The sequence below is a fragment of the Vibrio sp. 10N.247.310.98 genome, assembly GCF_041467395.1.
Taxonomy (GTDB): domain Bacteria; phylum Pseudomonadota; class Gammaproteobacteria; order Enterobacterales; family Vibrionaceae; genus Vibrio; species Vibrio crassostreae_C.
Genome location: NZ_JBFSUL010000062.1, coordinates 1 through 13,099 on the forward strand (window position 1 = coordinate 1; position 13,099 = coordinate 13,099).

Here is a 13,099-nt window from a genome sequence, read left to right on the forward strand (position 1 = left end):
GGACATAAAAAGACCCCCAATAATTGGTGTCCAACTATTGGGGGTCAGTTCAAATCAGTGGCTTTTTCGTATCAACTCATATCAGAATTATCTGGTAGAAGTTGATGGAATCTCGATTGTTAATCGATTTCTTTGTCTTTACCCATAGATAAAATCCAAAGAGATACGGCTGCAACACCTGCAAAGCCACCAAGAATGATAACTGGCATAGCGCTGTAACCTAGGATGTGCCAAATTACGCTTTCTAAAGTACTCATTCAATCGCTCCTTATTGCCAGCCTTCAACGCCGTGCATGTCTGGTAGTTTGTGTGCAATACCTTTGTGACAGTCTACACACGTTTTTTCACCAGAAGCTAGCGCAGTCGAGTGTTGTTTCGCACTACGGGGGCTCTGCTCTGAGAAGTCCATGTAATCGAACTGGTGACAGTTACGACACTCAAGTGAATCGTTCTTCTTCAATCGAGCCCATTCGCGTTCCGCTAGGTGAGCACGACGTGCTTTGAACTTTTCTTCAGTATTGATGGTTTTCGCAATAAAGTGTGCGTATAGCTCTTTAGATGCTTGAACCTTACGAACAATTTTATCTGTCCATTCATGAGGAACGTGACAGTCTGAACAGATAGCACGAACACCAGAACGGTTAGAGTAGTGAATTGTCTCTTGGATTTCAGCAACGATAGGTGCGTGACAGCCAGAACAGAATTCTTCCGTGTTGGTTGCCTCCATACCCGTGTTGAATGCACCCCAGAACAAAAGACCACCCGAGAAACCCAAGAACAAAACAACGCCTACGGCTGCTTTGCTTGGTGTCGCAAGTCTTTTCCAAAACGCTTTAAGTAATTTTATCATATATAGCCTCTCTTACAGTCCGGCTACGATTAACGCAGTGAATCTACAGGTTTGAACTCGTTCTCAACTAGTGGCTTAGCATTAGCTTGAGGTACGTGACACTGTAGACAGAAGTAACGACGAGGTGATACGTCTGCAAGTACCGCATCTTCACGGTTCATGTAGTGAGTTACACTCACTTTAGTAGCACCCATTTCTTTTGCGTTTTTCCAGCTGTGGCAAGAAAGACACTTGTTAGCGTTAAGAGAAACTTCATAGCTACGAATAGTATGAGGCACTAGAGGTGGTTGGTATACGTAGTCACTCTCAAGTACTTGGTCACGAGGGAACTTTTTGAAGTCATCTGCTGCGCGAGTTGCTTCAAGTTCACTTGCACCACGTAGAGATTCTACGCCACCAATGCCGCCTGGGTTATCCAGTTCAGCTTCAGCTTGAACTGCACCAGCTAGCAAAAGACCAGCTGATAGTAGGGCAGTAATCAGTTTTTTCATGGTTAATTTCTCCGCCTAAAGGCTAATTCTTTGAGTGGACTACTTCTTTCAAAAAGTAACGAAAAAAGCAGTCGCAATATTAAAAACGTCAGATCTACGAGCTAAGTGGTAAGAACATATTGTCCTTAAGCGACCTTAGTGATCTTAACTGGACACTTCTTGTAATCCGTCTGTTTAGACAGAGGATCCGTTGCATCCAAGATCAACTTGTTGATCAGAATTCTTGCATCAAAGAATGGTACGAATACCAAGCCTTGTGGTGGACGGTTACGACCACGAGTTTCAACACGAACGCGTACTTCACCACGTTTGTTTTCGATAAGAACTTCATCACCACGGCGAAGACCACGAGCTTTAGCATCAGCAGGGTGGATGTAACAAAGTGCATCCGGTACTGCTTTGTAAAGTTCTGGTACACGACGAGTCATAGTACCTGTGTGCCAGTGCTCAAGAACACGACCTGTACATAGCCACATATCGTATTCATCGTTTGGTACTTCAGGTGGCGCTTCGTATGGTGCATTGATGATCAGTGCTTTACCATCTGGTTTGCCGTAGAAGTCCCAATCAGAACCTTTCTTAGCATATGGATCTGAACCTTCTTTAAAGCGCCATAGTGTCTCTTTACCGTCAACAACAGGCCAACGTAGACCACGAACTTGGTGGTAGCGATCGTATGGTGCTAAATCGTGACCGTGGCCGCGACCAAAGGCTGCGTATTCTTCGAATAGACCTTTTTGAACGTAGAAACCTTGAGCTTGTGCATCGTCGTTAAGCTCTTGAGCTTCAGACAGTGGGAATGCATCAACGTTGCCGTTTTTGTAAAGCACGTCGTACATGGTTTTGCCACGGTACTCAGGCATTTTCGCAACCAGTTCTTCACCCCAAACCTCTTCAATAGTGAAGCGCTTAGAGAATTCCATGATTTGCCATAGGTCAGACTTAGCTTCACCTACAGTTTTCACTTGTTGGTACCATGCTTGTGTACGACGCTCTGCGTTACCGTAAGCGCCTTCTTTCTCAATCCACATTGCTGTTGGAAGGATGAGGTCAGCCGCTTGAGCTGTTGCCGTTGGGTACGGGTCAGAACATACAATGAAGTTATCTGGGTTACGGTAACCTGGCAGACGTTCAGTGTTGATGTTTGGACCCGCTTGCATGTTGTTGTTACACATTACCCAGTAAGCGTTGATTTTACCGTCTTTCAACATACGGTCTTGAAGAACAGCGTGAGCGCCGGGTACCGGTGGAATGGTGCCTTCTGGAAGTTTCCAGATATCTTCTGCAATTTTACGGTGTTTAGGGTTAGCAACCACCATATCGGCAGGTAAACGGTGAGCGAATGTACCAACTTCACGCGCTGTACCACACGCTGACGGTTGGCCAGTTAGTGAGAATGGGCTGTTACCTGGAGTAGAAATCTTACCTGTAAGAAGGTGGATGTTGTACACAAGGCTGTTCATCCATACGCCACGAGTATGTTGGTTCATACCCATAGTCCAAAGTGACATTACTTTGATGTTTGGATCGGCATATTGCTTAGCCAGCTTGATAAGGTCTTCTTGAGATACACCTGACATTTCAGACGCTTTCTCAACTGTGTATTCAGCAACAGACGCTTTGTAGTCTTCGAAAGAGATAGCAGTCATTTCGCCTGAGTTAGGGTTTGCGGCTGCTTTCTGTAGTGGATCATCGTCACGCAGACCGTAACCGATGTCTGTCGTTGCTTGCTTGAAGTTCGTGTGCTTGTTCACGAAGTCCCAGTTAACGGCATCGTTTTGAATGATGTAGTTAGCAATGAAGTTAGCAATTGCTAGATCTGATTGAGGTTCGAAGATGTAACCCGTGTCTGCAAGCTCGAAAGAACGGTGGTAGTAAGTAGACAGTACGTTTACTTTAACGTGTGGGTGGCTTAGACGACGGTCTGTAATACGAGTCCATAGTACTGGGTGCATTTCTGCCATGTTTGAACCCCACAGTACGAATGCGTCTGCGTGTTCAAAGTCATCGTAACAACCCATTGGCTCATCAATACCGAAAGTGCGCATGAAGCCTACTACAGCAGAAGCCATACAGTGACGAGCGTTTGGATCTATGTTGTTTGAACGGAAACCCGCTTTCATCATCTTAACGGCTGCGTAGCCTTCCATTACTGTCCATTGGCCTGAACCGAACATACCAACACCTGTTGGACCGTTCTTCTTCAGTGAAGCTTTCCATTTCTCAGCCATCACGTCGAACGCTTTGTCCCAAGATACGGGTGCGAAATCACCATCTTTATGGAACTCACCATCTTTCATACGAAGAAGAGGTTGTTCTAGACGGTCTTTGCCGTACATGATTTTTGAAAGGAAGTAGCCTTTGATACAGTTAAGGCCTTTGTTTACAGGAGCTTCTGGATCGCCTTGAGTCGCAACCACTTTACCGTTTTGAGTACCTACTAGTACTGAACAGCCCGTACCACAAAAACGACAAGGCGCTTTATCCCACGTGATTTTTGTTTGATCAGAGCTAGCAATCAGGTTGGTTGCTGTTGCCGGTAGAGTTACACCTGCAACGGCTGCCGCTGATGCAGCTGCGTTTGCTTTCACAAACGCACGTCTTGTCATTTTCATACTTCACCCTCAAGTTGAGAATTGTTACTTCCAGTTTCTAAATCCGTTTCGTCGAGTCCAGTTTCGATTTGGTGATAAACCAAAGCTGTCCCCAAAACGTTCTTAATGTTGTTTATTGCTTCGATGGTGTCCGTTACAAAACCTTGGTTTTCAGTTTCTAGGACCACGATGATTTTGCCTTCAGGGCTATCTCCGTAGATTTCAGCGTTATCGAATTGATCGATCTCCGCTTTGATCTCATTTAGATGCTCAGGGCTCACATGCACGACTAAACTTGATATATGCACTTCATTTAGTGCCATAAATTGCTCTCGTTATTTTTGTTTTATGCATTACTCACAAGAATAGCCGAAGTAGGGCAAATTGCTACGCAGGCCCCACAACCGCTACACTCATCTAACTCGATTTTTGGTAGAGCAACACTGCCTGCTCTAAGTTCAAATTGAATGGCCATAGGTTCACACATGTCACCACAGCTTCGGCATTCAACATTTTGTTGCGCTAAACACTTATCAGAGATTTGTGCTTTTGCTTGCCAAGGCTCTCCTTGCTTTGGCTTAAAAATGGGTTCGGGACAAACATCTGCACATTGATAGCAGAACGTACACTCATCAATAGAGAAATCTACAGTGGGAAAACCACCATCGCCTACAATGATTATCTTAGTCTCACAACTCTCGATGCATTTACCGCAGCGAGTACAGTCATCTGTAAAGCTTTCTAGGCTGTCAATCCAAGGCAAACGAATCTGGCTTGAGTCAACTTTTCGTCTTGAAAAAAGACGGCGTTTTGATAGATCTACCACTAGATACCTATAGATGTTACTAAGATGTTGTAATTGTAGGTCATTATTCTATTAATATCTTGTAATGAGTCCTCACAAGTAGTGTAGTTTTAGAAACAATTGTATAAATACCCCCTAAGGGCTAATTGGGGGCATATATTGTCTTAGATCAATAAATTACGGAGCGAGTGATCACATATTGAATGGAGCTATGATTTTTGATGTGTGACAATACGATATCGCTGGCAAGTCATTTATCAATAGGAAGGCACTTTTGCTTATAAAACCGGTTTCATCTGTAACAAGTACGATAGCAAAATCTTTGCTCTCTATACTGCTGTTGTCGGTTGCTACGACTGGCTTTGCCATCTTTACTTTGGCTTCAAGTTTGAATGATGCGGAAGCGGTTAACGTGGCCGGTTCAATGCGAATGCAAAGCTACCGTTTAGCCCATGATATTCAAATAGAATCTGTCGATTATGAATCTCATATTCGTGAATTCGAAAGTTCTCTTTACTCGCCATCCATGACTAATTTGGTCAGTTGGAATGTTCCGACAGACATCACAGAAGATTACTATTTAATTATCGGCCGTTGGCATGAGCTAAAACAGGTCTTGAATAGCGAAGAGCGCGATCACTATCTCGTGTTGGTTGAAAACTTCGTGGCTGAAATCGATGGCTTCGTTTATAAGCTGCAAGAGTTCTCTGAAGACAAGTTAATAAAGTTAGCGTGGGCTGGTGGTATCGGCCTTGGTGGGATTCTGGTCATATCTCTTTTTGTTGTTCACTTTGTACGTAAACAGGTTGTTAAACCGCTACATGCTCTTGTCGGTGCGAGCCAAAGAATCAAAAACAGCGACTTCGAGGTAGAACTCAAGGTGACCAGTAACAACGAAATGGGCATTTTGACCAAAACCTTCAACTCGATGGCCAAAGATTTAGGCGTGCTTTATCGAAACCTTGAAGATGTGGTGGATGCAAAGACGATTGAGCTGCAAAATGCGAACCAGTCGCTGCAGGCACTTTATAACTCGTCACAAGAGCTCACGGTGACGCGTATTGCTCCTGAAAACTTCCGAGCTATCTTGCAGCATCTCGTGAGCTTGGAAGGGATTGGATCACTGAGGCTCGAGATTGTCGATAACTCAGGCCGTTCATTGATTATGGATGAAGGTTACGATTCGAATTTAGACTACGAAAAGTTTGAGATGAAACTCGACGATAACGAACTTATTCTCGGCTATTTATACTGTTCATATCACCACGGGCACTCAACTAAAGCTCTGATCGAAAGCTTCATTCAACTGCTATCGAGAGCGATCTACTACAATCGTGCTCAAAAGAAAGCTGAACAGCTTATTATCATGGAAGAGCGTGCCACGATTGCACGTGAACTCCACGATTCATTGGCTCAATCACTGTCGTACTTGAAAATTCAAGTTACACTATTAAAGCGTGTGATTGGCAAACTGCCAGAGCAACAGCACCGAGAGCAATCTGAACAAATCGCGTCTGAGATCGGAAACGGCTTAGCCGACGCTTATACCCAGTTAAGAGAGCTACTCACCACATTTAGGTTGACCATTAAAGAGGGCAACTTTGGAGACGCCTTAAGTACCATGCTTGAGGCGCTCAGCGAGAGAACCGATGCGAAGATTAACCTCACTAATAATCTCTCATCGATCGAGCTTGATGCGCATAGTCAGGTTCACTTGCTTCAATTGATTCGTGAAGCAACAATAAATGCAATAAAACACGCCAATGCCGACTTGATAGATGTATGCTGTATCGATGAGGACGGTGAAGTATTAGTCGTGATAAAAGATAATGGAGATGGCTTTGACTCAAGTAGTTCCAAGGTGAACCACTACGGGATGAGCATTATGCAGGAGCGTGCGGCAAGACTGAATGGCGACTTGACGATTGAAGCGGCGCAAGGTGAAGGCTGTACAGTCATATTGAAATATAAAAGTTTGAAGGAAGTTAAAGTTGACGATTTGTAAAGTAATGCTGGTTGATGATCATCCATTGATGCGCAGAGGTATAAGCCAATTACTGAGCTTTGAAGACGAATTCGAAGTGATTGCAGAAGCAAGTAACGGCACTGAAGCGGTTGCTCTTGCTCATGAAGAAGAACCTGATTTGATCCTTTTGGATCTCAATATGAAGGGCATGTCTGGTTTAGATACCTTGAAAGCACTTCGCACTGACGGTTCTAGCGCAAACATTGTTATTCTAACGGTTTCTGATAGCCCTGCAGACATTGAAGCGATTGTAAAAGCAGGCGCTGATGGCTACTTGTTGAAAGACACTGAACCCGATGAGTTAATTGAACTGCTTAAGCAAGCACACAGCGGTGACAAGGCTTACAGCAGTGTGGTTGCTCGTTACCTAAATGATGCTGGAAGCCGCAATGATATCTTCGAACAACTGACTGAACGTGAAATGCAGATCCTTCAAGAAGTCGCGAAAGGTTACCGTAATAAGCAGATCGCCGATCACCTGTTTATTTCTGAATCGACAGTTAAGGTACATATGAAGAGTCTACTGAAAAAGCTGCAAGTGCCTTCCCGTACCGCTGCCACGGTTCTGTATCTAGAACGCTATGGTGAAATGAAGTAGGGCTTGTTCCTTTGAGATAACACTATTTCAAGCCTGACTGTTTATACATTTTGTACATGTCTCGATAGTTTTAACGATGTTGAGGAAGTGACATTAAAAAAGGCGCTGAACTTATTAAGTTCAGCGCCTTTTTGTTTACGCATTTTATATTCAGTATTGGTGTTCGTTTGTTCTTCGTTCTTTGAGATTAGAAACTTAAGGCTTACGCCGACATTGGAACCAATACAAGCGTACCGAAGATAACCGTAATAAGACCACAGATTACGGGTACAGACGTACGTTTTACGACTTCAAATGGGCTGATTTTACCCATACCAGAAGTCGCTACGATTACGCCAGATACTGGTGAAATTGTACGACCTAGGTTCGATGCTTGAAGCATTGGGATGATTAGGAACGCTGGGTTCAAGCCCATTTTCGCCGCTAATGATGGAGCCAGTTCTACGAATGCATAGAAAGGTGCATTACCTGAACCTGTCGCAATTGCCGCAGCAACCGTTAGACCTGTGAGGATAAGCATCAATGCGATGCCGCCTGCGCCTGCAGATTCGGCAAGACCGATTAGGTTATCAATTGCACCGATAGACATTAGACCTTGAGCAAATACGCCCGCCGCAACCAACAGCATTACCACGCCTTTGAACGCGTCAGCCATGCCTTGGTAGCAAGAGTCTAGATCTTCTAGTGTTTTCTCGCCGTCAAACTTCTTAACAACGTAATCGATAACTGCGCCTACGAAGATAGAACCTACCACAATAGTGTAGATATCAAGTGAAAGCCCTGGAATCGTACGACCGTTGAATAGGAAAACGCCGATGATAGGTAGGAATGGAAGTGCAGCGTAGAAAGCCGGCGCCGTTGTTTCGATTTCAGAAACGTCTACTTTTTCCATTGGTGTGTTTTCTTTCTTATCTAGGTATTTGTTCCAGAAGAAAGCCGCACCCGCCATCACGATGATCGCACAGATAGAAACAGGCAGTACCGTTTGAACAGCAAACACATCAAGAGACATGCCTGATTTTTCTGCCGCGATAACCACATCACCAGACGTTGGTGAAAGAATGATGGCTGCAGGTGACGCACAAACTGCAACTGCCGCTGGGCGAGAAATACCCATTGCCGTCATCATTGGGAATAGGGTTGCCATCAATAGCACACCAAGACCCGTTGCAGAACTTACTGCTAGAGACATCAGACACGCTACGATGTAAGCCGCAACAAGAAGTACATAGGGAGATTTGATCGCAGCAAGCGGTTTAGAGAACTGTTTCACTACCACGTTGTTAGCACCAATGTGCGTCATGTAAGAAGCAAAACCACAAAGAAGCATGATTTGCATGCCTAGGCCGCCCCCGCGGTACTGAAGCATGTATTTAACAAATTCTAGTGAGTCGGTAACCATGTTACCTGTTGAAGCTACCTTAGCTGGTAAGACTGTGTGACCAATAAGGCCGGTGATAAGAAGTAGGGCAAGGCCAGCAGTTAGTAATACACCCGCCGCTTTATAGCCTTTTACAATAAAGTAACCAACAGCAATAGTAATCACTAATCCGATCAAGAGCTCTAACATAGAAATCTCCACAAAGTTTAAAAAATATAAGAAAGTGTTTCAGAATATGACAATGAATGTACAGAAAACTGCACTGTGGCACGAGGCATAGTTGAGGTTGATATGATCTAAGACAAACATTTTTTTCGATGTTAATTGTGGTTGTAAATCGTGAATAACTACTGTTGTTTAGATGTTAATAAACAAATTTTGTGGCTTGTTAGAACATAACTTGGATCACCTTTGGTTGTTCTATTTGCATATGGTGGTGTTATTTTATAAATCGCGAGTATTTTTTGTACTTTGGAAGGAAACGTGTAACGAAGTGGGTATTTATCGGAGTAAAGAGGTGAGAATCTTAGCTTTTAAGCTTACTTACATTTAAAGATTACTTATGTTTAACGCCTACTTACTTCCCATAAGTAAGCGCTAAAACACAAGTTATAATAAGGCGATTCTTCAGCTTCTTCGTTTAACTCAGAACCTTCATTTAATACGACTTCGTCCTCGAGTACCACTTCTTCAACTTCTTCTGCGAATAGGGGCATAGAGAAAGCGATTAGAACTAAAGGTAGCTTTGGTAGGAATCGTGTGTATGAAATTGTATTTGCTAATGGGTGCGATGTTCGTGAGATAGTGTGTTTCGACATAATGGTTTTGTATATAAAGTGATTTAACACGACGAACTAAGTGTTAGTCTGATGAGTAGACAGTGATCGAATCGAACCGTTGGCATTGTCGGCGCAGGTTCCATCGCAATCGACTCCCAATTCATTTTTGGGGTCGGAATGGTATGCACGGATTGGATTAAGTGGAGGTGCTGATTGAATAAGCTCACTTCACTTACAGCGTCCTCAAGTTGTTTGGTATTCATCTACATTCCTGTCGACTGTTGTTCTTGTAATTTGGCGCTTAGTTTATGGTCAAAGCGCCAGAACAGTATTTAAATGAATGTGAATGATCTTTCGTGAGGTTACTTGATATTGGTTTAGGAATATTTGGGTAGGAAAGTTGGTTTTATGATTGAGTTAACAGCATAGAAACACAGAGAACAAGGCGCTCTCTGTGTTGGTCATTTTGCTATTATCGAAACTCGCTGATGAGCATTATCTCTGGCGTCTTGCGACCAAAGTGAATCGGTAATCGTTAGACGTGAAGTAGTTGCGGCTGTATTCAAATACAGTGTTATTGGCGAGGTAACCGCGAGTACGTTTTTCAATGATAGGCTGAGCTGGGTCAATACCTAACTGTTTAGCAACGTCTTCAGGCGGAAGAATCGGTACCAATTCCTGCTCACTTCGATCAATCACCATGCCTTTGGTGTTCTCAATAAAGTCGTATTTTGATGTCTGCATCACTTGATAGGTGAGATCTGGGAATAGAGCAACAGGTAACCAAGTTTCTTCAACCGTGATTGGATTGTTGTCTATGAAACGAACACGTTTTACGTAGAAAACCAATTCGCCTTCTTTGATATCTAAATGTTCAGACATCGCCAAAGAACACGGCTTCATTTCGAAGGCCAGAACTTCACTGTGTGTAACCACATCCAAATGCGCCCACTTTTCTTGAAAGCTCGACTGTTTGTAGATGTCGTAATTGATCTTGTTCTCTTTTACGTAAGTGCCGCTGCCTTGAACGCTTTCAAGCTCATCGTTTTCGATCAGTAGTTTCAGTGCTTGCCTAACCGTTACGCGGCTTACCGAGAATACTTCACGCAATTGCGCTTCCGTTGGGAGTGCTTCTCCAACTTTATATTCTCCAGAACTGATCTTTTCTCTTATTGCATCGGCGATTTGGCGATACATAGGGAGTCTTGCCATTTTTGCCTCATTTGTGCGCTAGGACAACTAGACTTTGATTAACAACCTGTACCTTAAATACGTAAATTTGCTCTATATAAGCTTTGCTTTAAAGGTTAGTGTGAGCATCGTATCGGCGTTTTGTAGTACATATAATACAAATTAAACGATACATAACAAGCTTTCTTAAAGGATTTACCAATACAGTTTAAATACAAATTAAATACAAATATGTATTGATGAGATCGTGATCACGGATTAAATGTCTTGAAGTTGTATTATTCATCTCGTCGGCAGGGACGACTGTCGTACTAATCCGTGACTATGGGACAAAGGTTATGAAACTTACTACTCTAACGAATAAGTCGCTCGTAAATCTGCAAACTACGTTTAGCAGTCGAGAAGAAGCGATTTACGCACTTGCTGACCAACTGAATCAGCAAGGCAAACTGCACAACAAACAAGAGTATCTTGATGCAGTATTTGCTCGTGAAGAGCAAGGCCCGACAGCGCTTGGCGAAGGCCTAGCAGTACCGCACGGCAAGACTGACGCGGTTAAAGAAGCTGGTTTCGCTGTAGCAACATTGAAAGAAGACATGAAATGGAAAGGCCTAGATGAAGACGAAGATGTGAATCTTATCTTCCTAATTGCCATTCCAAATGCAGAAGCGGGTTCTACCCACATGCACCTGCTGACCGAACTGACAACCACATTGGTTGATGACGATGTTCGTGAAGCAGTATTAAAAGCAACAACCGCTGATGAAATCTTCGCGCTTCTTGATGGCGATAATCAGCAAGAAGAAAAACAAGACAACTTAGATACAAATGCGCCGACAATTGTATGTGTTACTGCTTGCCCTGCAGGCATTGCTCACACCTATATGGCTGCAGAATACCTTGAAAAAGCGGGCAAAAAGCTTGGCTACAAGGTTCATGTTGAAAAGCAGGGCGCAAATGGCATTGAAGATCGTTTGACGGCTGAGCAATTAAACAATGCTGTGGCGTGTGTTTTTGCTGCTGAAGTCGCGATTAAAGAAGTGGATCGTTTTAACGGAATCCCTCGTGTTGAAACGCCAGTTGCAGAACCGATTAAACACGGTGAACGCATTCTAAATGAAGCGATTGAAGAGTCGAAAAAAGGTAACGGTGCAGAACGCACAGTGGCTACTGATGACAAACCGAAAAAACTGCCACTGAAAACTGAGCTTAAACAAGCGCTGCTTTCTGGTATTTCTTACGCAGTTCCTCTTATCGTTGCTGGTGGTACTGTTCTTGCGGTTGCTGTTCTTATCGCGCAAATTTTTGACCTGCAAGAGCTTTACGCAACAAAAGATTCTTGGCTGTGGATGTATCGTAAATTAGGTGGCGGCCTATTAGGTACATTAATGGTGCCAGTACTGGCAGCTTACACAGCATACTCATTAGCCGACAAACCGGCACTTGGTCCTGGTTTTGCTGCGGGTATTGCCGCAAACATCATTGGTTCTGGTTTCCTAGGCGGTGTTGTTGGTGGTTTGATTGCGGGTTACGTAATGCGTTGGGTAAAAGAGCATGTTCGCTTAGGCCCTGCATTTAACGGTTTCCTTACTTTCTACCTTTACCCTGTGATTGGTACTTTGGTAGCGGGTAGCTTGATGCTGTTTGTTATCGGTAAACCTGTTGCGTTCTTAAACCAAGGTTTAACGGACTGGTTGAACGGTATGTCAGGCACCAATGCGTTGTTATTGGGTGCAATTTTAGGTCTGTTTGTATCATTCGACCTAGGTGGTCCGGTAAACAAAGCTGCTTACGCATTCTGTTTAGGTGCAATGGCAAACGGTGTTTATGGTCCTTACGCAATCTTTGGCTCAGTAAAAATGGTATCGGCGTTCACGGTAACGGCTTCTACCATGATTGCTCCACGCTTATTCAAAGACTTTGAGATTGAAACCGGTAAATCTACATGGCTACTTGGTCTTGCGGGTATTACTGAAGGTGCAATCCCAATGGCGATTGAAGATCCAATCCGTGTAATCGGCTCATTCTTACTAGGCTCTGTAGTAACAGGTGCAATGGTTGGTGCGGCAGGTATTGGTCTATCCACTCCGGGCGCAGGTATCTTCTCTATTTTCTTGTTACACGATTCTGGTTTAGGCGCATTCTCTGCTGCTGCAATCTGGTTCGGTGCTGCGATTGTCGGCACAGTGATTTCAACCATTACTCTTCTGATGTGGCGTGGTCACGCGGTAAAAAAGGGTAAATTTGAAGCAAGTACTGCAACACAGAACTAACTGAATTTTGAGTTAGCTCCTAACTCACTGCGAAATCAATATATAAAAAATAACAAACAACTGGCTGCCCTAAATACCTGTGCTCCTAACGGTTTTATTCACACAGATTCT

At 43.7% G+C, this 13,099-nt stretch carries 13 protein-coding genes; 3 read left to right on the forward strand and 10 right to left on the reverse strand.

The features are described from left to right. Positions 1–119: 119 nt before the first annotated feature. The 6 genes from AB6E78_RS19130 to napF form a co-directional block, all read right to left on the reverse strand. Positions 120–257, reverse strand: a complete 138-nt coding sequence (locus tag AB6E78_RS19130) for a TIGR02808 family protein (RefSeq protein WP_010430103.1) — start codon at positions 255–257, stop codon at positions 120–122. A gap of 11 nt (positions 258–268) precedes the next feature. Further along, positions 269–850, reverse strand: coding sequence for a NapC/NirT family cytochrome c (locus AB6E78_RS19135; RefSeq protein WP_009845456.1), 582 nt, complete (start codon positions 848–850; stop codon positions 269–271). 29 nt (positions 851–879) lie between these two features. Beyond that, on the reverse strand, positions 880–1,341 hold the full coding sequence (locus tag AB6E78_RS19140) for a nitrate reductase cytochrome c-type subunit (protein WP_017062614.1): 462 nt from the start codon (positions 1,339–1,341) through the stop codon (positions 880–882). Positions 1,342–1,466: 125 nt separating this feature from the next. Beyond that, complete coding sequence (gene napA, locus AB6E78_RS19145; RefSeq protein ID WP_102320774.1) at positions 1,467–3,956, reverse strand: periplasmic nitrate reductase subunit alpha; 2,490 nt, start codon at positions 3,954–3,956, stop codon at positions 1,467–1,469. Further along, positions 3,953–4,258, reverse strand: a complete 306-nt coding sequence (locus AB6E78_RS19150) for a chaperone NapD (protein WP_017062612.1) — start codon at positions 4,256–4,258, stop codon at positions 3,953–3,955. Before AB6E78_RS19150 ends, napA begins: the two co-directional genes overlap by 4 nt. A gap of 23 nt (positions 4,259–4,281) precedes the next feature. Then, complete coding sequence (gene napF, locus AB6E78_RS19155) at positions 4,282–4,761, reverse strand: ferredoxin-type protein NapF (protein ID WP_017062611.1); 480 nt, start codon at positions 4,759–4,761, stop codon at positions 4,282–4,284. A 253-nt stretch (positions 4,762–5,014) separates the two neighbouring features. Between napF and narQ the strand changes: the two genes are divergently transcribed. Both narQ and AB6E78_RS19165 read left to right on the forward strand, forming a co-directional pair. Beyond that, positions 5,015–6,745 (forward strand): nitrate/nitrite two-component system sensor histidine kinase NarQ, encoded by a 1,731-nt coding sequence (gene narQ / locus AB6E78_RS19160; RefSeq protein ID WP_017062610.1) that lies wholly within the window; start codon positions 5,015–5,017, stop codon positions 6,743–6,745. Beyond that, positions 6,732–7,364: a response regulator gene (locus AB6E78_RS19165; protein ID WP_017062609.1), complete on the forward strand. Its 633-nt coding sequence runs from the start codon at positions 6,732–6,734 to the stop codon at positions 7,362–7,364. The genes narQ and AB6E78_RS19165 overlap by 14 nt, the downstream gene beginning before the upstream one ends. Positions 7,365–7,566: 202 nt before the next feature. Here the strand turns inward: AB6E78_RS19165 and dcuC are convergent, their stop codons facing one another. The 4 genes from dcuC to AB6E78_RS19185 all read right to left on the reverse strand — a co-directional run bounded on the left by dcuC (position 7,567) and on the right by AB6E78_RS19185 (position 10,736). Further along, positions 7,567–8,934, reverse strand: a complete 1,368-nt coding sequence (gene dcuC / locus AB6E78_RS19170; RefSeq protein WP_017062608.1) for an anaerobic C4-dicarboxylate transporter DcuC — start codon at positions 8,932–8,934, stop codon at positions 7,567–7,569. 377 nt (positions 8,935–9,311) lie between these two features. Beyond that, entirely contained in the window at positions 9,312–9,563 is a 252-nt protein-coding gene (locus tag AB6E78_RS19175) for a hypothetical protein (protein ID WP_133151380.1), read from the reverse strand. 23 nt (positions 9,564–9,586) lie between these two features. After that, complete coding sequence (locus AB6E78_RS19180) at positions 9,587–9,787, reverse strand: hypothetical protein (RefSeq protein WP_080582262.1); 201 nt, start codon at positions 9,785–9,787, stop codon at positions 9,587–9,589. 232 nt (positions 9,788–10,019) lie between these two features. After that, a complete protein-coding gene (locus tag AB6E78_RS19185) occupies positions 10,020–10,736 on the reverse strand; it encodes a GntR family transcriptional regulator (RefSeq protein WP_009845448.1) in 717 nt (238 codons plus the stop codon). 317 nt (positions 10,737–11,053) lie between these two features. Here AB6E78_RS19185 and mngA point away from each other — a divergent pair, with 317 nt between their 5' ends. Then, positions 11,054–12,988, forward strand: a complete 1,935-nt coding sequence (gene mngA, locus AB6E78_RS19190) for a PTS 2-O-a-mannosyl-D-glycerate transporter subunit IIABC (RefSeq protein WP_017070591.1) — start codon at positions 11,054–11,056, stop codon at positions 12,986–12,988. Positions 12,989–13,099: the final 111 nt, after the last annotated feature.